The organism is Paraburkholderia oxyphila NBRC 105797, assembly GCF_000685075.1.
GTDB classification, from domain to species: domain Bacteria; phylum Pseudomonadota; class Gammaproteobacteria; order Burkholderiales; family Burkholderiaceae; genus Paraburkholderia; species Paraburkholderia oxyphila.
This window is the reverse complement of record NZ_BAYD01000148.1, coordinates 1-21,271: the sequence shown is the minus strand read 5'-3', so window position 1 is coordinate 21,271 and position 21,271 is coordinate 1. Positions and strand designations below refer to the sequence as shown.

At 66.2% G+C, this 21,271-nt stretch carries 20 protein-coding genes, 1 tRNA gene, 1 pseudogene and 1 riboswitch; of the genes and pseudogenes, 17 read left to right on the top strand and 5 right to left on the bottom strand.

Going from position 1 to position 21,271, the window contains the following annotated elements; all coding sequences use genetic code 11:
• Window positions 1–290: 290 nt before the first annotated feature.
• A riboswitch (ZMP/ZTP riboswitch) is annotated at window positions 291–446 on the bottom strand.
• A 245-nt stretch (window positions 447–691) separates the two neighbouring features.
• The 10 genes from ydfG (at window position 692) to BO1_RS44320 (ending at window position 7,828) form a co-directional block, all read left to right on the top strand.
• Complete coding sequence (ydfG, locus tag BO1_RS44365; RefSeq protein WP_028223073.1) at window positions 692–1,438, top strand: bifunctional NADP-dependent 3-hydroxy acid dehydrogenase/3-hydroxypropionate dehydrogenase YdfG; 747 nt, start codon at window positions 692–694, stop codon at window positions 1,436–1,438.
• A gap of 65 nt (window positions 1,439–1,503) precedes the next feature.
• Complete coding sequence (ybgC, locus tag BO1_RS44360; RefSeq protein WP_028223072.1) at window positions 1,504–1,998, top strand: tol-pal system-associated acyl-CoA thioesterase; 495 nt, start codon at window positions 1,504–1,506, stop codon at window positions 1,996–1,998.
• A gap of 154 nt (window positions 1,999–2,152) precedes the next feature.
• A complete protein-coding gene (tolQ, locus tag BO1_RS44355) occupies window positions 2,153–2,830 on the top strand; it encodes a protein TolQ (RefSeq protein ID WP_028223071.1) in 678 nt (225 codons plus the stop codon).
• Window positions 2,831–2,857: 27 nt separating this feature from the next.
• Window positions 2,858–3,304: a protein TolR gene (gene tolR, locus BO1_RS44350; RefSeq protein ID WP_043288927.1), complete on the top strand. Its 447-nt coding sequence runs from the start codon at window positions 2,858–2,860 to the stop codon at window positions 3,302–3,304.
• Window positions 3,301–4,317, top strand: a complete 1,017-nt coding sequence (gene tolA, locus BO1_RS44345; RefSeq protein WP_028223069.1) for a cell envelope integrity protein TolA — start codon at window positions 3,301–3,303, stop codon at window positions 4,315–4,317. Before tolR ends, tolA begins: the two co-directional genes overlap by 4 nt.
• A 124-nt stretch (window positions 4,318–4,441) precedes the next feature.
• On the top strand, window positions 4,442–5,734 hold the full coding sequence (gene tolB, locus BO1_RS44340; RefSeq protein WP_028223068.1) for a Tol-Pal system beta propeller repeat protein TolB: 1,293 nt from the start codon (window positions 4,442–4,444) through the stop codon (window positions 5,732–5,734).
• Between the two features lie 18 nt (window positions 5,735–5,752).
• Window positions 5,753–6,262 (top strand): peptidoglycan-associated lipoprotein Pal, encoded by a 510-nt coding sequence (gene pal / locus BO1_RS44335; protein WP_028223067.1) that lies wholly within the window; start codon window positions 5,753–5,755, stop codon window positions 6,260–6,262.
• Between the two features lie 23 nt (window positions 6,263–6,285).
• A complete protein-coding gene (gene ybgF, locus BO1_RS44330) occupies window positions 6,286–7,035 on the top strand; it encodes a tol-pal system protein YbgF (RefSeq protein WP_028223066.1) in 750 nt (249 codons plus the stop codon).
• A gap of 119 nt (window positions 7,036–7,154) precedes the next feature.
• Window positions 7,155–7,230: transfer RNA gene (locus BO1_RS44325), tRNA-Lys, on the top strand.
• 151 nt (window positions 7,231–7,381) lie between these two features.
• The gene (locus tag BO1_RS44320) at window positions 7,382–7,828 is read left to right on the top strand and encodes a BspC domain-containing protein (protein ID WP_043288926.1); all 447 of its coding nucleotides are present in this window, start codon (window positions 7,382–7,384) and stop codon (window positions 7,826–7,828) included.
• A 217-nt stretch (window positions 7,829–8,045) separates the two neighbouring features.
• On the opposite strand, the gene BO1_RS44315 is transcribed toward BO1_RS44320, so the two are convergent.
• The 3 genes from BO1_RS44315 to BO1_RS44305 form a co-directional block, all read right to left on the bottom strand.
• Window positions 8,046–8,627, bottom strand: a complete 582-nt coding sequence (locus tag BO1_RS44315; RefSeq protein WP_028223064.1) for a YceI family protein — start codon at window positions 8,625–8,627, stop codon at window positions 8,046–8,048.
• 107 nt (window positions 8,628–8,734) lie between these two features.
• Window positions 8,735–9,322, bottom strand: coding sequence for a YceI family protein (locus tag BO1_RS44310; RefSeq protein WP_028223063.1), 588 nt, complete (start codon window positions 9,320–9,322; stop codon window positions 8,735–8,737).
• Window positions 9,323–9,405: 83 nt separating this feature from the next.
• Window positions 9,406–9,969, bottom strand: a complete 564-nt coding sequence (locus BO1_RS44305) for a cytochrome b (RefSeq protein ID WP_028223062.1) — start codon at window positions 9,967–9,969, stop codon at window positions 9,406–9,408.
• Between the two features lie 106 nt (window positions 9,970–10,075).
• Here BO1_RS44305 and BO1_RS44300 point away from each other — a divergent pair, with 106 nt between their 5' ends.
• A complete protein-coding gene (locus BO1_RS44300; protein WP_028223061.1) occupies window positions 10,076–10,993 on the top strand; it encodes a LysR family transcriptional regulator in 918 nt (305 codons plus the stop codon).
• Window positions 10,994–11,406: 413 nt separating this feature from the next.
• On the top strand, window positions 11,407–11,781 hold the full coding sequence (locus BO1_RS44290) for a hypothetical protein (protein ID WP_028223060.1): 375 nt from the start codon (window positions 11,407–11,409) through the stop codon (window positions 11,779–11,781).
• A 108-nt stretch (window positions 11,782–11,889) separates the two neighbouring features.
• On the opposite strand, the pseudogene BO1_RS55385 reads toward BO1_RS44290, so the two are convergent.
• Window positions 11,890–12,507 (bottom strand): annotated as a pseudogene (locus BO1_RS55385) (ParB-like protein); the annotation flags it as partial.
• Window positions 12,508–12,864: 357 nt separating this feature from the next.
• Here BO1_RS55385 and BO1_RS44280 point away from each other — a divergent pair.
• Complete coding sequence (locus BO1_RS44280) at window positions 12,865–13,677, top strand: mechanosensitive ion channel family protein (RefSeq protein WP_028223059.1); 813 nt, start codon at window positions 12,865–12,867, stop codon at window positions 13,675–13,677.
• Window positions 13,678–13,807: 130 nt separating this feature from the next.
• On the opposite strand, the gene BO1_RS44275 is transcribed toward BO1_RS44280, so the two are convergent.
• Complete coding sequence (locus BO1_RS44275; protein WP_028223058.1) at window positions 13,808–14,500, bottom strand: DedA family protein; 693 nt, start codon at window positions 14,498–14,500, stop codon at window positions 13,808–13,810.
• Between the two features lie 369 nt (window positions 14,501–14,869).
• On the opposite strand from BO1_RS44275, the gene mutL reads away from it, so the two are divergent.
• The 4 genes from mutL to xylB all read left to right on the top strand — a co-directional run.
• Window positions 14,870–17,032, top strand: a complete 2,163-nt coding sequence (gene mutL / locus BO1_RS44270) for a DNA mismatch repair endonuclease MutL (RefSeq protein ID WP_028223057.1) — start codon at window positions 14,870–14,872, stop codon at window positions 17,030–17,032.
• A gap of 7 nt (window positions 17,033–17,039) precedes the next feature.
• Window positions 17,040–18,029 (top strand): tRNA (adenosine(37)-N6)-dimethylallyltransferase MiaA, encoded by a 990-nt coding sequence (gene miaA, locus BO1_RS44265; RefSeq protein ID WP_028223056.1) that lies wholly within the window; start codon window positions 17,040–17,042, stop codon window positions 18,027–18,029.
• Window positions 18,030–18,393: 364 nt separating this feature from the next.
• A complete protein-coding gene (dalD, locus tag BO1_RS44260; RefSeq protein ID WP_028223055.1) occupies window positions 18,394–19,800 on the top strand; it encodes a D-arabinitol 4-dehydrogenase in 1,407 nt (468 codons plus the stop codon).
• A gap of 162 nt (window positions 19,801–19,962) precedes the next feature.
• On the top strand, window positions 19,963–21,271 hold a 1,309-nt coding region (gene xylB, locus BO1_RS44250), incomplete at its 3' end, for a xylulokinase (protein WP_028223054.1).

Here is a 21,271-nt window from a genome sequence, read left to right as displayed (position 1 = left end):
AGTTTTCCGACGCGATGAGCTCGATGTGCTCTTCCTGGCGGCGGTTCTCGAGTTCGATCGCCTTGAAGAGTTCGGGATCGACGTTGGCGATGGTGCTTTCGGCTCTATCAAACATACGGGTTCCGTTAAGTGTGTTCAGGTTGACCGGGTCTCGCGCGGAACGCGTAGCGGGTACGCGGCGCTGCTGGCGAAGAGGCCAGCCTTGACGTGGCGGAAGAAGGTGCCGCACACGCGAGGCAGGACAGCCACGGCCCGTGAAGGCCCAGCAGCGCTTGATGAAGCGCGCGAAACTTGGCTGCCCAGGCGAACGGCAAAACGGCACCCTGCGCTTCACGGTGGGTCGTTCCACCTTGAGCCCCTGTTTGAGCCGCGCCGAGCGCAGCTTGAAGGGCAATTATTACAACCGTTGCCATTCAGGGACCCTATCGCCAGTCACGCAGGGATTGAGCGCGTTAGTGTATTGGATGCGACCGGAATAGGCAACCTGGGAGGCGGCCACGGTGGCCGCCCAATGTTGCGCCGCGAGCCCTTGTGCGAGGGCCAGCAAGCGCACCCCAAAAACCCGGCTGTGCACGGCAATGCGCCCCTCGTTGCGGCGCGCCTTGCGCGTGTTCTGCCGCTTCCTTGCCGCAGCGCCGCATTGCAAGTAGGCTCTCCCCTTTCATCGCCCTCCACAGACCAGGGAGCAACCATGATCGTCTTCGTCACCGGCGCATCCGCGGGATTCGGCGCCGCCGTCGCCCGGGCCTTCGTCAAGGGCGGCCACCGCGTCGTCGCCACCGCGCGCCGCAAGGACCGCCTCGACGCCCTCGCCGCGGAACTGGGCGACGCCCTCCTGCCGTTCGAGCTCGACGTGCGCGACCGCGCCGCCGTGGAAGCCGCGCCGGCCGCGCTGCCGCCCGAATTTGCCGAAGTCGACGTGCTCGTCAACAACGCGGGCCTCGCGCTCGGCGTCGAACCCGCCCACAAAACCGATCTCGACGAGTGGGAGACCATGATCGACACCAACTGCGCGGGTCTCGTGCGGGTCACTCACGCCTTCTTGCCGGGCATGGTGGCGCGCAACCGCGGCCACATCGTCAATCTGGGCTCGTCGGCGGGAAGCTGGCCGTATCCGGGCGGCAATGTCTACGGCGCGACCAAGGCGTTCGTGCGCCAGTTCAGCCTCAATCTGCGCGCGGACCTCGCGGGCACCGCGCTGCGCGTGACGAATGTCGAGCCGGGCCTGTGCGGCGGGACGGAATTCTCCAGCGTGCGCTTTCGCGGCGACGACTCGAAAGCCGCCAACGTCTATAAGGATGTGCAACCGCTTTCCGCCGAGGACGTCGCCGACTCCATCTACTGGATCGCCACGCGTCCCGCGCACGTGAACATCAATACGATCGAGCTGATGCCGGTCGCGCAGGCCTTCGCCGGCCTCAGCGTCCATCGCGGCTGAAACATTACATTTTACTTTCGTGATTCAGTCGTACGAACGGCGTGGCGACTACGCGTTCCGGTAGAATGCGCGGCATGGAAAGATCTACCCGCAACCCGGATGCGACCCCATCACGGGCCGCAGCCGGCTTTACCTGGCCGGTACGCGTCTATTACGAAGATACCGACGCCGGCGGCATCGTGTTTTACGCGAACTACCTGAAGTTCTTCGAGCGCGCGCGCACCGAATGGCTGCGCGCGTGCGGCGTCGACCAGCACAAGCTCGCCGAGGAATCCGGCGAGCTCTTCGTCGTGCGCAGCACCACGCTCGACTACCGGGCGCCGGCCCGCCTCGACGACGTCGTGACGATCGTCAGCCGTGTGGAAAAGCTGGGCCGCGCGTCTGTCGATTTCATGCAGACAGCATGGCGCGGCGACACGCTGTTAGTGATCGGAAAGATTCGCATTGCCTGCGTGAATGGTGCAGAAATGCGCCCTGCCCCCATTCCAGAGCACGTTTTTGAAGCTTTGGAGCGGGGCATGAAGAAAGTCTTGCCGGGTGTGTCAACGGCGGCGCAGTAAATGCCGTTGATACGACGCCGGTGAACTCGCGTCGGTCGATTCAGGACCAAGCTGGGTTCGGTTGCAGCGGCGCGACGCCTTTCCATTTGCCTTCGGAAAAATTCGCGTTGCCTTGCAGCCGCTCGCCCCTTGCGGGACGTTACCAAGAACCTCTATGAACACTACACAAGATCTGTCGATCCTTTCTCTCGTTCTTAATGCGAGCGTACTGGCACAGGCGGTGATGGGATTGCTCCTGTTGCTGTCCCTGATTTCCTGGACCTTCATCTTCCGCAAGTGGTTTGCGATCCGCCGCGCGCGTACGCAAACCGAGAATTTCGAGCGCGACTTCTGGTCGGGCGGCGACCTGCAGGCGCTCTATCAGAGCGCAGCCAACAATCGTCACACGATCGGCGCGCTCGAGCGTATCTTCGAGTCGGGCATGCGCGAATTCCTCAAGGCCAAGGAGAAGCGCCTGAACGATCCGAGCCTCGTGCTCGACGGCGCACGGCGCGCGATGCGCGCCGCCTTCCAGCGCGAAATGGATGCGCTCGAAGCGAACCTCTCGTTCCTCGCGTCGGTCGGCTCGGTGAGTCCGTATATCGGTCTGTTCGGCACGGTCTGGGGGATCATGAACGCATTCCGCGGCCTCGCGAACGTGCAGCAAGCCACGCTCGCGAACGTCGCGCCCGGCATTGCCGAGGCGCTGACGGCCACCGCGATCGGTCTGTTCGCCGCCATTCCGGCGGTGGTCGCGTACAACAGCTACGCGCACGATATCGACCGCCTCGCGATCCGCTTCGAAACGTTCATCGAAGAGTTTTCGAACATCCTGCAGCGTCAGGCCCACTAATCTTCACCAGTCAGCAAGGAGTCGAAGATGGGAGGCTCAGTCCGTTCGAGTATGCGAGGCAGCCGCTCGCGCCGTGCAATGGCCGACATCAATGTCGTGCCGTATATCGACGTGATGCTGGTGCTGCTCGTGATTTTCATGGTGACGGCGCCGCTGGTCGCGCCGTCCATCGTCAACCTGCCGACCGTCGGCGGCGCAAGCCAGCAGCAGCAGACGCCACCCGTCGTGGTCAATATTCGCCCTGACGGCAATCTCAGCGTACGCTATAAGGATGATGCCGGCGCCACGCAGCAGGAAAGCATGTCGCGCGCCGATCTCAACGCTTTCGTCGCCGACCGCGAGCAGAGTCATCCCGACCAGCCCGTGGTGATCGCAGCCGACAAGTCCGTCAAGTACGAGACGGTGATGAACGTGATGTCCGACCTGAAGTCGCGCGGCGTCAAACGTGTCGGACTGCTCGTCAAATCGCAATGATCCGGAACAACGATTCGTATCCGCTGCAGCCTCCGCGCGAGCGGGGCACGGGACGTGCTCTCGCACTCGCCGTGATCATGCACGTGCTGCTCGGCTTGTTCCTCTATCACGGCATCCACTGGCAGAACAGCACGCCGGCGGGTGAAGAGGCGGAGCTCTGGACCGAGGTGCCGGATATGTCCACGCCGCGGCCTGCGCCGCCGCCGCCCGTGCCGGTCACCCCTGCCCCGCCTCCGCCGCAAACGGAAGAGGCCGACATCGCGCTGCAACAGCAAAAGCGTAAGCAGCAGGAAGCGGCACGCGAAGCGCAACTGGCCGAGCAGCAGCGTCTGAAGGCACAGCAGGAAGCCGAGGCGAAGCGCCAGCAGCAACTCGCGGCCCAGCAGGCTGCGCAACTCGCGTTGCAGCAGAAGCAGGCAAAGCTCAAGCAACAGCAACAGCAACAGCAGCAGGAGCAAGAGCAGCAGGCCGCCGCCGACAAGCTCAAGCAGCAGCAACAGCAAGAAGCGCTCAAGAAGCAGCAGCAGGAAGAAGCGCAAAAGCAGGCGAAGCTCGACGCGCAGAAGAAGGCCGACGCCGAAAAGGCCGCCAAGGCCAAGGCGCAAGCCGATGCCCAGGCGAAGAAGCTCGACGCCGAACGGCGCGCGCGCATCGCGCAGATGCAAGGCTCGATGGGCGGCGGCGAAGGCACGAGCGGCAACGGTCTCGCGAAGAGCGGCACCGGCAGCGGCTCGGGCGGCAACGCAGCTTCGCCGGGTTACGCGGACAAGGTGCGCCGGCGCGTGCGTCCGAACATTATTTGGGCGGGCGAGACGGCGGGTCTGGAAACGGAAGTCGCGGTGCATTGCTCGCCAAGCGGCACGCTGCTTTCGGCCACGATCTCGCGCAGCAGCGGTAATTCGCAGTGGGACGAGGCCGCGTTGCGTGCGGTCCAGCGCTCGGACCCGATGCCGCTTGACACGGACGGCAAGACACCGTCGAACTTTAAAATTACTTTGCGCCCGGCAGGTTAACCGCGCAAACAGGGCACCGGGAAGCCGATGCATGGCAGCAGACCCAGGAACGATTCGAGTGTTTTCGGGTCTGTCTGCTGTCCTTCGGTGTGACAAAAATCGCTTTTTCAGGAAACAGCACAGTATGAGTTTGATGACGAAGCTTGGCCTGCGAACGCTCGTCGCGTCTTGCCTGATTGCAGTCGGCGGCGCAGCGAACGCACAACTCAACGTCCTCGTCACCGGCGTGGGCGCCACCCAGTTCCCCATCGCCACGGCAAATTTTGCGGGCGAAGCGAATTCTCCAGAGCAAGTCGCCGCCATCGTGCGCGCCGACCTCGCGCGCAGCGGCAAATTCACCAATATCGACGCGGGCAGCGCGCCGATCTCGGAGAACGACTCGGTCGACCTCGGCAGCTGGAAGGCCAAGGGCGCCAACGCATTCGTTGCGGGCAGCGTGAACAAGCTCGCCAACGGCCAGTACGAAGTGCGCTTCAAGCTGTATGACACGGTGAAGGGCGAAAGCCTCGGCGGCCTCGTGCTGCAGAGCCCGCCGAGCGGTCTGCGCATGACCGCGCACAAGGTCGCGGATTACATCTATCAGAAGCTGCTCGGCGACCGCGGCGTGTTCGCCACGCGTCTGTCGTACGTGATCAAGACAGGCAACCGCTTCCAGTTGCAGATTTCGGACTCCGACGGGCAAGACGCGCACATCGCGCTCTCGAGCCCCGAGCCCATCATCTCGCCGGCCTGGTCGCCTGACGGCACCAAGGTCGCCTACGTTTCTTTCGAAAAGAAAAAGCCCATCGTCTATGTGCATGACCTGCCCACGGGGCGGCGCGTCATGATCTCCGACCAGAAGGGCAACAACTCGGCACCGGCCTGGTCGCCGGACGGCCGCACGCTCGCCGTCGCACTGTCGCGTACGGGCAACACGCAGATCTTCGCCGTCAATTCCGACGGCTCCGGTCTGCGCCGCCTCACGCAAGGCACGACGATCGACACGGAACCCACCTACTCTCCTGACGGACGCTGGATTTACTTCACGAGCGACCGCGGCGGCCAGCCGCAGATCTACAAGATGCCGGCCCAGGGCGAAAACGCCGGCGCAGCGCAGCGCGTGACGTTCACCGGCAACTACAACACGAGCCCGAAGATCAGCCCCGACGGCAAGCAACTGGCGTACATCTCACGCACGGGCGGCGGATTTAAGCTGTACATTCAAGATCTGCAATCCGGCGTCGCCACCGCGCTCACCGACACCACACATGACGAATCGCCCAGCTTCGCGGCGAACGGTCAGTACATTCTTTACGCCACTCAGGTGAACGGCCGTGGCGTGCTGGCTGCCGTATCGACCGACGGTCGGACGCGGCAAATCCTGTCCGTTCAGGGCGGCATCGTACGCGAGCCGTCCTGGGGTCCTTTCATGCAATAACACTTCAGGAGAGCAACAATGATGTCGAATAAAGTCCGCCTGGCCCTGGCCGTCATGATGATCGGCACGCTGGCCGCGTGTAAGTCGGGCGTGAAGACCGGCGAAAACGAAAACGCGGGCGCGATGAGCACCCAGCCGAACCCGAACGCCGTTGCCCAGGTGAACGTCGACGAGCTGGACAACCCGAACAGCCCGCTCGCCAAGCGCAGCGTGTACTTCGACTTCGACAGCTACTCGGTCAAGGACGACTACCAGTCGCTGCTGCAAGCGCACGCACAGTATCTGAAGACGCACCCGCAGCGTCACGTCCTGATCCAGGGCAACACCGACGAGCGCGGCTCGAGCGAGTACAACCTGGCGCTGGGCCAAAAGCGTGCTGAAGCCGTCCGCCGCGTCCTCGCGCTCGACGGCGTGGGCGATTCGCAGATGGAAGCTGTCAGCCTCGGCAAGGAAAAGCCGGTCGCGCTGGGCCACGACGAAGCTTCGTGGTCGCAGAACCGCCGTGCTGACCTCGTGTACCAACAGTAATTGAGTATTGGATGAAGGGGCGTATGTCGCACCGTTTCTCCCCGCTGCGCCTTGCCGCAGCCGCCTGCGTAGCCGGTGTCGCCTTCGCGGCGCTGCCGGCTCACGCGGGTCTCTTCGATGACGATCAGGCGCGCCAGGCGATTCTCGACCTGCGCGCGAAAACGGACAATCTGTCTAGCCAGCTGTCCGCCGCCCAGCGCACGATCCTCGATCAGTCCAACCGCCTCGACCAGCTCAACCAGCAGGTCGCGACGCTACGCGGACAGAACGAGGACATGGCAAACCAGCTGGCGACCCTGCAGAAGCAGCAGAAGGACTACTACACGGACCTGGACACGCGTCTCAAGAAGTTCGAGCCGCAGCAGCAAACCGTGGATGGCGTGCAGGGCACGGTTCAGCCGGGTGAGACGGATTCGTTCAACGCCGCTTCACAGCTGTTTCGCAACGGCGATTTCAGCAAGGCGGCTTCGGCCTTCCGCAGCTTCATCTCGAAGTATCCGCAGAGCCCGTATCAGCCGACCGCGCAATACTGGCTCGGCAACGCACTCTACGCGATGAAGGACTACAAGGGGTCGACCGCGACGTGGCAGAACGTGGTCAAGAACTATCCGCAGCATCCGCGCGCGCCCGAGGCGCTGCTGGCGATTGCGAACAATCAGATCGAGCAGGGGCAAAAGGCTGCGGCCAAACGCACGCTCGAGCAGATCGTTTCGCAGTACGGCAGCTCGGATGTGGCGCAGACGGCGCAAAGCAAGCTGTCAGAGCTCAAATAAGCGCTGCCCGGCTCGGACATGATCGTGCGTACCTTGTGTACGCGCGATTCGGGTTTCGGCAATCGGGCCGCGCAGGTTGACACCCGCTGAGAGCATCGCTATACTCTCGCTTCTCTTTTGGGTCGTTAGCTCAGCTGGTAGAGCAGCGGACTTTTAATCCGTTGGTCACAGGTTCGAATCCCGTACGGCCTACCAAAGAATCAATCAGAAAGCCCAGTCCTCGCGACTGGGCTTTTTGCTTTGTAGCACCTGCCCTCGCCCTGGCCGGCCTCGCTGCGCCCTCCGCGCACCAGTGTGTATACTCCCCTCCCCGCTGCTCCTCTTCGGCCGCACAGGCCACGTCATCATGAAGTTCTCGACTCTCGCCTGCGCCCTGCTCGCGCTGTTCTGGATCAGTCTGCGCGTACAGGCGCAAATGCAAGCCCCGCCCGAAGGCTACGAATATCTGCGCCGCATTCGCGTGCCCGACGTCGTCGTAAATTGCGTTGCCGCGCTCGACGAGTGGGTGCACCAGGGCCAGCGCTACGATTCAATGCTCGTGCCGGATCGGCGCGCGCTCACCGCACATATCGAAACGCCCGTTCCTGAAGGCGCCATTACGCGCGTCTCGTCGCCGGGCGCCGCTGCGCACGCCTCGCCCATCGACACGCTCATCCATCTGCGCGGCTTTGCCAAAGTGCGCGGCAAGTACGCGTGGGTGCCCGTGAAGGCGACCTGCGGCATCTGGCACTCGCGAGTCGTCGATGTCGCGCTGACGCCGCACGCGGAGAACGAAGGCTCGGCCATCCACTAAGTTTTACTACGCGAGCGGAGGTTCTTGCGCTCGCATACCGCACCTCACTTGCCTGGTTCTACTCAGTTTCCGCCACCGCTTGCGTTGCCCACGGGTTGGTCAGCGCACGCGCCACACGCATGCGACGCAGATGCAAAAAAGCCCGTGCGCATCACGCGCACGGGCTCATATGAGCTGCGATAGACGCTGCCTTTAAGCGCAGCGTCCGCTCTCGTACTCAGTCAGCCTTGATGCCTTCCACCTGGATCTGCAGCGTCGTGGCCATCTTGAAGCCATAGGCCTTGCCGTAGTCCACGCCGTAGTCGGAGCGGTCGAACTGGGCGGTCGCGTCGGCGCCGCACACTTCACGCTTGAGCATCGGGTTCTGGAAGCACTTGAACGAATCGATCTTGAGGTTCAGCGGCTTCGTGACGCCGTGCAGCGTGAACGTGCCGATCACTTCAACTGGCTTGTCGCCGTCGAACCTGATCGACGTGCCCTTGTAGACGGCAGTCGGGTACTTGGTCGCGTCGAGCAATTCCGCCGAGCTCACGTGCTTGTCGAGCGTCGGGTTGCCGGTGTCGATCGACGAGGCGTCGATGGTCACGTCGACCGTGCCGGTCTTCGCCGCGCGGTCGAGCACGACGGTGCCCGAGCTCTTCGTGAACTTGCCGCGCCAGACCGAAATGCCGCCGAAGTGGTCGGCTTCGAAGCTCGGGAAGGTATGCGACGGGTCGAGGTTGTACGTCGTGGGCGCGGCGAACGCGGGCGTGACAATGGCGGCCGCCAGCGCAGCGGCGGCAATGAAAGTGATCTTCATGAAAGCGTCAGTCCTGATGCGAGTAAAACGGCAAAATGAATGCGGCGAAAAAATTGACGCGCAAAGCGACAACTCATACGCCGCTTGAAACGATTAACCCGCGCGCGTCAGTGCGCGGCGGTCACGATGTGAAACTTGATCTGCACGTCATCGGCGACGATCGACGTGTCCTTCCACTCGCCCGAGCCGATGCCGTAGGCGAGGCGCTTGATGGGCAGCGCGCCGTCGAACACCTGATTCGCGCCGTCCTTGTGGTACTGCACCGGCACGACGACGTCGGTCGTCTTGCCCTTGATCGTGAGCTTGCCCGCGACCGAATACGCGCCGTTCGCGCCCGCCTTGATCTGCGTGGAGACGAAGGTGGCGTGCGGGAAGTGCCCGGCGTCGAACCATTCGTCGCCGGCGACTTCCTTGTTGTAGTCGGGCGCGCCGAGATCGAAGCTCGCCACCTCGACGTCGAGCTTTGCGCTCGATCCCGCGGCGTTGGCCGGGTCGAAATGCACGTCGGCGTTAAAGCGGTTGAAGCGCCCTTCCACCGGCACATTCATCTGCTTGAACACGGCCGAGACGGAACTCTTCGCGGCTTCGGCCGCGGCGTCCGCGTTCATGGCGAAGGAGGCGGTGAACGCCGCGCCGGCGGCAAGCGCCGCGCCGAGCGCGACAACGGAAACTTTGGAGGCAAGACGTTGGATCATGAGCAATCGGTTCGCTGTGAGCGGTAAAAGGACGACGAAGCCGGGCGCGCACCGTACCAGGTGCACGCCGCTGCACGCGGGGCTCAGTCGCGCGGCGTGCCGAACGGCAGCATCCGCGCAAGAATGTTCTGGCGATCGAGCAACTGGTGCTTCACGACCGCGAGCACGTGCAGCACGACCACGGCGAGCAGCGTGTAGTTGAGCGAGATGTGGACGAGCCGCAGCACGCCCTTGAGCACCTTGTCGGGGCCGATGATCGTGGGCAGCGGCCAGATGCCGAGGTACACGACCTGGATGCCCGCCGCGGAGCTATAGAAATAGCCGGTCACGGGAATCGCGACCATCAGCAGATACAGCGCGAAATGGCCCGCGTGCGCGGCGGCGCGCTCCCAGCCGGCCATGGAGCCCGGCAGCGCTGGCGAGGCGTGGGTGGCGCGCCACAGGATGCGCACCAGCACGAGCGCGAGCACCGTCACGCCGATCCACTTGTGCCACGAGAAGTAGCGCAGCTTGGTGGGCGTGATGCCGGGGATGTCGGTCATGATCCAGCCGAGCGCAAAGCCCCAGACGATCAACACGGCGATCAGCCAGTGCAGCAGCATGGCGACGCCGCTGTAGCGGCCGGTGGGCTTGACGGAACGATTCATCGACATGGACATCCTCAACAGGGAACGCGCACTTTAACCCGGCGTCAGCTATTCAAACAATCGTCTAAAATGGATCATTACCATCCATTTTTTCGATAGGTCGATCATGGACCGCTCGCCGAGTCTCGAACAGCTGCGCGCACTGATTGCCGTGGCGGAAACCGGCAGCTTCTCGGCGGCGGCGCGCCAGCTCGATCGCGCGCAATCGGTGGTGAGCTACACGATCGCCAACCTGGAGGCGCTGCTCGGCGTCGCCCTCTTCGAGCGCGGCAAGCGCAAGCCCGAGCTCACGGCCGCGGGGCGCGCGATTCTTGCCGATGCGCGCCGTCTCGATCTGCTGATGGGTCAGCTTAACGCCAAGGCGGCCGGCCTGCAGCGCGGGCTCGAAGGCGAGGTCTCGGTGGCCGTGGACGTGATGTTTCCGTCCCAGCGGCTCGTGGAGGCGCTGCAGGCGTTCGCGCTGGCCTTTCCGACCGTGGCCCTGAACCTCACCATGGAGGCGCTTGGCGGCGTGCTCAAGCTCGTGCTAGACGGCGACTGCGCGATCGGCATCAGCGGGCCGAACCAGAACTGGCCGCATGTGATCGAGGCGCGCGCGATCGGCAGCGTCGAGCTCGTGCTGGTGGCGGCGCCGAGCCATCCGCTCGCGCTGGCCGCCCAGCCCGTGCGCATCTCCGACGCGCGCGAGCACACCCAGCTCGTGCTGACCGACCGCAGCCGGCTCACCCTCGGCCAGACCTTCGGCGTGTACAGCAACCGTGCATGGAAGCTGGGCGACCTGGGCGCGAAGCACCGCCTGCTGCTCGCCGGGCTCGGCTGGGGGTCGATGCCGCGTCATCTCGTCGAGGCCGATCTCGAAGCCGGACGCCTCGTGCGCATCACGCTCGCCGACCGCGGCCTCGTGAACTACAACATCACGCTGATCCACCGCACGGACGCCGCAACGGGCCCCGCGTGCCAGTGGCTCAGCCACTACCTCGCGAGCGGCACGCCGCCTCACACGCTGCTGGCCGACGCGTACTGAACGCCTGCCGAACCCGCAGCGGGCGCGATGAAGGCGCCCGCGGCACGCGTCAATGCCCTGGCGTTGTGCCGCAACTTGTGCGTCCAGTTGCGTCGATACAACCCTCGCGCCGCCTCCTGACAATGCTTCACAAATCCGCCTGAACCGCGCCACACGGCGCGCTCGCGCAAATGCGCGCCGCGAGGTGCGCCGCAACCCGCGCGAGGCCCATTTTTCGAGAAGCATCGTCGTGCCATGATCGCGCCGCGTTGGCGACCGATTCGCGACCGATTCGCGGCCGATTTGCGACCGATTCACGAACGATCCGCGACTAGCGCGCAAACCGCACGGCGCGGGCCCCCTGCCCGGCACGCGCCGCGCCGCTTGCGCGCACTGCCTCGGCCGCCTTTTTTGTGCGTTGTCCGATACGTCTCATGTACACCTTCGTCTGCTGCCTGCTTTCCAATCTCGCTCTGCTCGCCGCCGTGCAACTGGCGTGCGGAGTCGTGCGCGCGATGCGCCCCGATCTGCGCGTACGCGGCACACGCGTGTATATCGGCGTGATCGCGCTTGCGTTCGTGTTCGACGCCGCGCTCACTTTCCTCGTGTTCGCCGATGCGGGCGGCCCCTGGCGCAACCACAAGCCGGCCGATACGTTCTTTGCGCGCGCGAGCGCCTACCTGCTCGCGGCCGTGCTGGCCGTCGCCCTCGCGCGCCTCGGATACCGGCGCAGCGCACGCCGCGCGACGCCGCCCGACGCGCTCGAGATCAAGACGTCGCCGTACACCAAGTCGACGCTGCCGATGTGAGCGCGCCGCGGCGCACTCACCCGCCGCTCACGCTTTCTTTTTACCCTTGCCCGATGCGGCGGCTGCAGAGGGTGCAGCAGGCGCAGCGGGCGTGGCGCCCGCGGGCGGCACGACTCCGGACCAGCCAGGCAAGTAGCGCGCATCGGCATCGTGCGCATGCGCGAGCGCATCGGTGAGCGCCTTGTCGAAGTTCTTCTGCACGTTCGCGGCACTCACCTTCTGGCGCAAATAGTCGGCCCAGAGAAATTCGCTGAAGGGCGTCGTGTCCTTTGCATAGCCGCCCGCCACGCGCAACTCGCCCGCGAGGCTGCGATACGGGTCGTCGGCCAGACCGGAAAGCTGCTTGGGCAGCGCCGCATAGTCGCAGCGTTGCCCTTGCGCATCGAACGGATGCACCCACTGGTTGTGCTCCATCATGCGCCAGAAGATCGTGGAATCGAGCCACGAGAGGTCCTTGATGACCGTGACCCGCGCGCTCGGCACGCCTTCGTGGAGCCACGCGAGCCCGAGATGGTGATGATCGACCACGAAGTAGCGTTGCTTCGGGCCGAGCACGGCCGGGAACCAGTGGTTGTCGATGGCCGCGGCGCGGCCTTTCTTGTCGAGCGTCTTCCAGTGCTCGCGCTTGGCGTTGACCTCGCGAAATCCGACCGTGATCTGCGTCGGGCGCAGTTCCTCGAGATTCACGGTGATGAGATGCAGATCGGTATTGTTCGACAGGATCATGGAGCCCTCCTCGATGGTGTCTTGGTGATGTTTTGACCGTGGCAATGCCGCACGCGCAACGATACCGCCTAACGTTCATGCATTGAGCATGAAATGAGCCGCGCGCGGGCCCGCTTTGCGCACATGCTGCGTGGGGTCAACCCGCAGGCGAGCGGGCACGTTCGTTGCACGCTCGCGCCGCTTGGCCTATAAATGCACCAGCGAGCACGCGACGCTGCGCCAGAATCCACCAGGCCTGTCCCGAGCCCGCCAGCTTTGCCCCCGGTTGCACAGTCGTCCCGCGTCGTCGCATCACCCGCAGTTCCTTGCAGTTCGCGCGTCTTATCCGGCTCAATCACCGTATCAAGCGAGGGCATCTTGGATCTCGAAACTGTTCGCACATTCATCATGACCCGAGGCATCGACTTCGGGACCAAGGTCGTAGCGGCGATCGTCCTGTGGATCGTCGGGCGCTGGGTCATCAATCTCATCGCCGGCTTGCTGCGCAAGGTGCTCTCACGCAACCAGCGCATCGATCCCACACTCGCGCATTACCTGAGCTCCATCCTCTCCGGCGTCCTGAACCTGCTGCTGGTGCTCGCCATTCTCCAGGTGTTCGGCGTGCAGACCACCTCGTTCGCGGCGCTGCTCGCGGGCCTCGGTCTCGCCATCGGCACGGCCTGGGGCGGCCTGCTCGCGCACTTCGCGGCGGGTGTCTTCATGCAGGTGCTGCGGCCGTTCAAGGTGGGCGACTTCGTGACGGCGGGTGGCGTGACGGGCACCGTGAAGGAGCTCGGCATCTTCGGCACGACCATCATCTCGCCGGACAACGTCGTGAACATCGTCGGCAACAACAAGATCTTTTCGGACACCATCTCGAACTTCAGCGCGACGCCCGTGCGCCGCGTCGAGCTGACCGCGAAGATCGCCAACGGCGTCGATCCCGTCGATGCGGCCAACCGGCTGCGCGCCGTGGTCGCGAAAATCCCCAACGTCGCGCAGGATCCCGCACCCGACGTCGAGGTGCTGTCGTTCACGCCCGAAGGACCGCTCCTGTGCGTGCGCCCTTATACGAGCAACGATCACTACTGGCAGGTGTACTTCGACACCAACCGCGCGATCGTCGAGACCTTCAGGGATGCCGGCTACCCGACGCCGGAAACGCCGTCCATCATTCGCCGCGTGGGCTGAACCCGCCGCACAAAGACAAACGGCATCGTCCTCGCGGGCGATGCCGTTTTTTTATTTCGAGCCGGCCAGGCCGCCGTCACATGCGAACCGCCCGCACGCTCGCGCCCGGGTCGCGCCCAGCAGTGTTAAGTTAGTTGCGGTTGCCGTTCGGCCCGCGCACGGTGCCGCCGTGCGCGTTCTTGCGCGTCATCTTCCAGAGGCCGCCGATGAGAATCGGCACGATCGCGGCGCCAATGCCCACGAGCACGATCACGTTGAGGTACTGGCGAATGAACGGGATGTTGCCGAAGAAGAAGCCGAGCAGCACGAGCAGCAGCACCCAGAAGAGCGCGCCCGCGATGTTGAAGAGCTGGAAGCGTTGCATGCTCATTTGCGAGACGCCCGCGACGAACGGCGCGAAGGTGCGCACGACCGGAATGAAGCGCGCGAGCACGATGGTCTTGCCGCCATGGCGTTCGTAGAAGTCGTGGGTCTTTTGCAGTGCCGCGCGGTCGAGGAAGCGTTCGAGCAAGGGGATGCTCGTATTGAACACCTTCGGGCCGATGGCGCGGCCAATCAGATAGTTGACGGTATTGCCCGTGACGGCCGCCACGATCAGCAGGACCAGCAGCAGGCCGAGGTTCATCTCGTGCGTGGCCGCGAACGCGCCGCCGATGAACAGCAGCGAATCGCCGGGCAGGAACGGCAGCACCACGAGCCCGGTTTCGCAGAACACGATCAGGAACAGGACCGCATAGACCCAGGCACCGTACTGGTTGATGAAGACTCCGAGAAACTTGTCGATGTGCAAGACAAGATTGGCAAACTGCAGCAGCGTATCCAAAAGTATCCCTTAGTGGTCGTGGCACGCTCGCCCCGTATGGGACATGCCCGTATGGGACATGCCCGTATGGGACATGCCCGTACGGGACGCGCGCGGCCGGTGTTGCGCGAGAAGCAAAATTGACCGCGCCATGATACCGAAAGTGCCCGTCGTCACGAAAAATTCCCTCGAAAATCGGCAAAAATCCGCCGAATGCGCATCGAAAGCGCCTCGAACGTCGGCAAAACCGGGGACGCAAGCGCGCGCCAGGACGGCCCGCGCCGACTCGCTATAATTGCGCGCATGTCTTCGAATTCCGACCTTGCCGGCGCCGGTGCAATACCCGAGCGCACGCCCGACTCTGCCGACAGCGCAGCCGCTAACGCAACCATGGCACCCACGGCAACCGCCGCGGCCGCGGACCCTGCGCACGCCTCGCGCGCCGCGCAGCCCGCGCGCGCGATCCAGGCGCTGCCCGACCAGCTGATCAGCCAGATCGCCGCGGGCGAAGTGGTCGAGCGCCCCGCCTCGGTCGTGAAGGAGCTGCTCGAAAATGCGCTCGACGCGGGCGCGGGCACGCTGCGCATCCTGCTCGACGAAGGTGGCGTGAAGCGCATCTCGATCGCCGACGACGGCTGCGGCATCCCCGAAGCCGAGTTGCCGCTCGCGCTCAAGCGCCACGCGACCAGCAAGATCCGCTCGCTCGCCGAGCTCGAAAGCGTCGCCACCCTCGGGTTCCGCGGCGAGGCGCTGGCCTCGATCGCCTCGGTCGCCGAGATGTCGATCACGAGCCGCCCCGCGAGCGCCGCGCACGCCGTAAAGATCGACGCGCATACGGGCGCGCTCTCGCCCGCCGCGGGCGGCCAGGGCACCACCATCGAAGTGCGCGAGCTGTACTTCAACACGCCCGCGCGCCGCAAGTTTCTGAAAAGCGAGCAGACCGAGCTCGGCCACTGCCTCGAGATGATCCGCCGCAGCGCGCTCGCGCGGCCCGACGTGGCGATCTCCGTGCTGCACAACGGCCGCGCCGTCGAGCACTGGAACGCGAGCGATCCGGCCACGCGCGTCTCGAAGATTCTCGGCGAGACCTTCGCCACCGCGCACCTGCCGCTCGAAGAGCGCGCCGGGCCGCTCGCCGTCTACGGCTGCGCGGGCCTGCCCACGGCAAGCCGCAACCGCGCCGACCAGCAGTACTTCTTCGTGAACGGCCGCTTCGTGCGCGACAAGCTGCTCACGCACGCCGTGCGCGCCGCCTACGAAGACGTGCTGCATGGCGACCGCTATCCGTCGTATGTGCTGTTCCTCGACCTGCCGCCCGAGGCCGTCGACGTGAACGTGCATCCGTCGAAGATCGAGGTGCGCTTTCGCGACTCGCGCTCGATTCACCAGTTCGTGTTCCATGCCGTGCAGCGCGCGCTCGCCCGCCATGCGGGGGCTTCGCCCGAGACCACCTCGGGCGGCCACGCCGCGCTGATCGAGCCGCGGCCCGCGCCGGGCGCCGGCGTGCTGGGCGCGTCCGCCGGGTTGGCTGCGGGCATCACGGGTTCCACCGGCGCCGCCGGTACGTCGCCCGCGGGCTTCAACGCGCCGGGCAAGTTCGGCACCGCCAGCGTCGCGAGCAGCTTCGGCGGCGCAGGCGGCGGCTTCGGCGGCGCAGGCGGCGGCTTCGCCGGCGGCGCGGGAGGCCGCGCGTCGGGGTTCGGATCGAGCGGCTCGGGAGGATCCGGCGGCTCGGGCGCATCAGGTGGCAGCGGTGGCGGCAACACCTGGCTGCGCCAGTCGCGCATGACGCAAGGCAGCCTGCCCGTCGCGCAGCCGCTCGCGCTCTATGACGCCCTGTTCGGCCGCAAGGACGTAGGCGCCGGCGCGGCGCAAGGCGCGACCGTGCCGCAAGCCGAAGACGCGCTCGCACGCGAAGGCGCGTCCTTTGACGCGCAGGCGCCCCAGCCCGCCTTCGACGCCCGCGACGACCATCCGCTCGGCTTCGCGCTCGGCCAGGTGCACGGCATCTACGTGCTCGCGCAGAATGCGCGCGGCCTCGTGATCGTCGACATGCACGCCGCGCACGAACGGATCCTTTACGAGCAGTTCAAGGAGGCGCTCGCCGAGCGCTCGCTCGCGGTCCAGCCGCTCCTGATTCCCGTCTCGATGACGGCCGATCCCGTGGAAACCGGCACCGTCGAGGAAGAAAAGGCCACGCTCGAAGCGCTCGGCTTCGATCTCGCGGTGCTCTCGCCCACATCGATCGCGATCCGCGCGGTGCCCGCGCTGCTCAAGGACGCCGATCTCCAGGCGCTCGCGCGCGCCGTGCTCGCGGACCTGCACGCCTATGGCGGCTCGCGCGTGCTGACCGAGCGCCAGCACGAGATGCTCGGCACGCTCGCCTGCCATCACGCGGTGCGCGCGAACCGGCGCCTCACGCTCGACGAGATGAACGCGCTGTTGCGCCAGATGGAAGCGACCGAGCGCGCCGACCAGTGCAATCACGGCCGGCCCACGTGGTATCAGCTCACGCTCGCCGACCTCGACCGGCTCTTCATGCGCGGCCAGTGAAGCACTCATGAAGCCAGACAACGAAGCATTGCCCATCGCCTGCCTGCTCGGGCCCACGGCGTCGGGCAAGACGGCGGCCGCGCTCGCGTATGCGGCCGAACAGGCCGCTGCGCCACACGGGCGCACGGTCGAGATCGTCAGTGTCGATTCGGCGCTCGTCTATCGCGGCATGGATATCGGCACGGCCAAGCCCAGCGCCGCGGAACGCGCGGCGGCCGCGCATCATCTGATCGACATCGTCGACCCCGCCGAGGCCTACTCTGCCGCGAACTTTCGCGCCGACGCCCTGCGCGTGACCGGCGAGATCCTCGCGCGCGGCAACGTGCCCTTGCTCGTGGGCGGCACGATGCTCTACTACAAGGCGCTCACCCAGGGGCTCAACGACCTGCCCGGCGCGGACCCCGCCGTGCGCGCGCAGCTCGACGCCGAAGCCGCCCGCGACGGCTGGCCCGCGCTCCATGCGCGTCTGGCACACGTCGATCCGCCCACGGCCGCGCGCCTCGCGCCAAACGACTCGCAGCGCATCCAGCGCGCGCTCGAAATCTTCATGCTCTCGGGCCAGCCGATGTCGGCGCTGCTCGCCGCGCCCCGCCCGGATTCCACGCAAGATGAAGCGGCGCGCTACCGTTTCGTGCCCATCGCGCTCGAGCCGTCGGATCGCGGCGTGCTGCACCAACGCATCGAGCAGCGCTTCGACGCCATGCTCGCCGCCGGTTTCCTCGATGAAGTGAAAACGCTGCGCGCGCGCGGCGATCTCGATCCGAATCTGCCGTCGATGCGCTGCGTCGGCTATCGCCAGGCCTGGGAATACCTCGACGGCGCCATCGACTACGCCACCATGCGCGACAAGGGCGTGTTCGCCACGCGCCAGCTCTGCAAGCGCCAGCTCACCTGGCTGCGCGCGATGCCCGAGCGCGTCGTCATCGATTGCTGCGCGGCCGACGCGACCGCGCAGGCCGTCGCCGCTATCTCGGCGGTGACGAGCACGCAAGGCTGAGATTCCCGCGCCGCCGGCATTGCGGCCGGCGCGCGAGCCTGCTCTCGCACCCGAGCCGCACGCGCCACCCGCGCGCTTTCCCCGTCTCCCCTCCTGTACACCCCTGCCGCCCTCCTTGGTGCGCCACGGCATCGCCGCCGTGCGTCCGCCCGGCGCGCCCTTGCGCGCACTTACGCATGGTGAAGCCATCGCGACGCGTCACCAAAAACCTGCCGAAGCTGTCTTGACTTTCGCGCCGCCGAATACGATCATTCGTTCATCAATCGAGCAATTGCTCAAATTCCAGAACACCGAATTCATCGAGCAGCGCACCGACGCGCACGCCAAGCGCGCATGGCCGCCCCACAGGAGTCAGGAGACAGACATGGACAGCGAACGCAGCAACGCGAACGTGATCCTGCACATCGGCGCCGGGTCGTTTCACCGGGCGCATCAGGCGTGGTATCTGCATCGCGCGAATCTCGCGCGCAAGCCGGACGAGCCGGCATGGTCGCTGACCGTCGGCAACATCCGCGCCGACATGAACCCCGTCATGGACGCGCTCGCCGCGCAGCATGGCGCCTACACGCTCGAAACGGTCACGCCGCAGGGCGAGCGCGCCTACGAAACGATCCGCTCGATCACGCGCGTGCTGCCGTGGTCCGCCGACCTCGCGGCGCTGATCGAAGCCGGCGCCGATCCGGCCTGCAAGATCATCGCGTTCACGGTGACCGAAGGCGGCTATTACCTCGACGAGCACGACCGCCTCGACACCGCGAATCCCGACATCGCCGCCGACCTCAACGGTGCGCGCACCACGATCTACGGCGCGCTCGCCGCGATACTCGAAGCACGCATGGCGCGCGGCGGCGGTCCGGTCACGCTCCAGACCTGCGACAACCTGCGCAGCAACGGCAAGCGCTTTCACGCGGGCATGCGCGAATTCCTCGCACTGCGCGGCGCGACGGCACTGCGCGACTGGTTCGATGCGCACACCGCCTGCCCCGACTCGATGGTCGACCGCATCACGCCACGCCCCACGCCCGACGTGCGCGAGCGCGTGAAAGCCGCAACCGGCGTCGACGACGCCTGCCCCGTGATGGGCGAGGCGTTCATCCAATGGGTAATCGAGGATCACTTCTGCGCGGGGCGTCCCGCATGGGAGCGCGCGGGCGCGGAGATGGTCGAATCGGTGATGCCGTACGAAGAGGCCAAGATCCGCATCCTCAACGCGACGCATAGCTGCATTGCGTGGGCGGGCACGCTCGTCGGGCTCGACTACATCCACGAAGGGACGAACGACGCGGACATCCGCAGCTTCGCGCGCGAGTACGTGAGCGAGGACGTGATCCCCTGCCTCACACCGAGCCCGCTCGATCTCGCGAAATACCGCGATGTCGTGCTCGAGCGCTTTAGCAACCCATACATCCAGGATACGAATCAGCGCGTGGCCGCCGATGGCTTTTCGAAGATCCCCGGCTTTATCGCGCCGACCATCGCGCAGCGCATCGCGGCCGGCGCCGCGCCGGCCGCCACGGCCGTCCTGCCCGCGCTGTTCCTGCGCTTCCTGCAACGCTGGAGCAAGGGCACGCTGCCGTTCCAGTACCAGGACGGCGTCATGGACGAGGCCGCCGTGCGCCGCCTGTTCGAAGCCCCCGATCCGCTCGCCGCGTTCTGCGCCGACAAGCTGCTCTGGGGCAGCCTCGCGGGCAGCGCGCCGCTCGCAAGCGCCCTGCGCGACGCGCTCGCGCGCGTGGATGCATGGCTCGCGAAGCGCGGATGCAGCGTCTGAGCACGCCCGCCACGGCCTTCTCGCCGCGCGTTCCGCCGCTTCCATTTCATACGCTCGCGACGCTGTGCTGCGTGCACCGCGCCCCTGGGTCGGCGCCCATGGCGCAGCCCGGCGCGCGCGGCTAAAGTAGCGCCTCAACCCTAACGAATTTCGCGCGCGCCCATGTATCTCGGCATCGACCTCGGCACCTCCGAAGTAAAAGTCCTGCTGCTCGCACCCGACGGTCGCGCAATCGGCACCGCGGGCTCGCCGTTCACGGTCTCGCGCCCTCAGCCGCGCTGGGCCGAGCAGGATCCCACCGACTGGTGGGACGGCACGCGCCGCGCGCTCGCCGCGCTGCGCGAGAAGCATCCGCACGAATTCGCCGAGGTGCGCGGCATCGGCCTCTCGGGGCAGATGCACGGCGCCGTGCTGCTCGATGAGCACGACACCGTGCTGCGCCCGGCGATCCTCTGGAACGACATGCGCGCCGTCGACGAATGCGCCGAGCTCACCGCACGCGCGCCGCAACTGCATCGCGTGGCCGGCAATCTGGCGATGCCGGGCTTCACCGCGCCCAAGCTGCTGTGGGTCGCGCGCCACGAGCCCGCCCTCTTTCGCAAGACCGCCTGCGTGCTGCTGCCCAAGGACTGGCTGCGCCTGAAGCTCACGGGCGGCAAAGTCTCCGATCCGTCCGATGCGGCGGGCACGCTGTGGCTCGACGTCGCCAGACGCGACTGGTCCGATGCGCTCCTCGACGCCTGCAACATGACGCGCGCGCAGATGCCCGCGCTCGCCGAAGGCAGCGCGCCTTCGGGCACGCTGCTGCCCGCGGTCGCGCGCGAGTTCGGCCTGCGCGAGGACGTGGTGGTTGCGGCGGGCGGCGGCGACAACGCCACGAGCGCGATCGGCATCGGCGCCGTGCAGCCCGGCGACGGCTTCGTCTCGCTCGGCACCTCGGGCGTGCTGTGCGTGATCGGCGATCGCTTCCGGCCGAATCCGGCCTCGGCCGTGCACGCGTTCTGCCATGCGATTCCCGAGCGCTGGCATCAGATGAGCGTCGTGCTCTCGGCGGCCAGTTGCCTGCGCTGGGTCTGCAAGCTCACCGGCACCGACGAGCCCACGCTGCTCGCCGAAGTCGAACGCCTCGCGCCGCAAATGCTCGCGCAGGCGCCACTCTTTTTGCCCTACCTCTCGGGCGAGCGCACGCCGCACAACGACCCCTATGCGCAGGGCGTGTTCTTCGGCATGACCCACGCGACCGACCGCGCGCTGCTCGGCTACGCCGTGCTCGAAGGCGTGACGCTCGCGCTCACCGACGGCCTCGACGCCCTGCGCGCGGCGGGCACCGAAGTCGGCCCGCTCTCGATGCTCGGCGGCGGCGCGCGCAGCGCGTATTGGGCGCAGCTCGCGGCCGATGCGTTCGACACGCCCACGCGCCAGCACGGCGGCGGCGAGACGGGCGCGGCGCTCGGCGCCGCGCGCCTCGGCT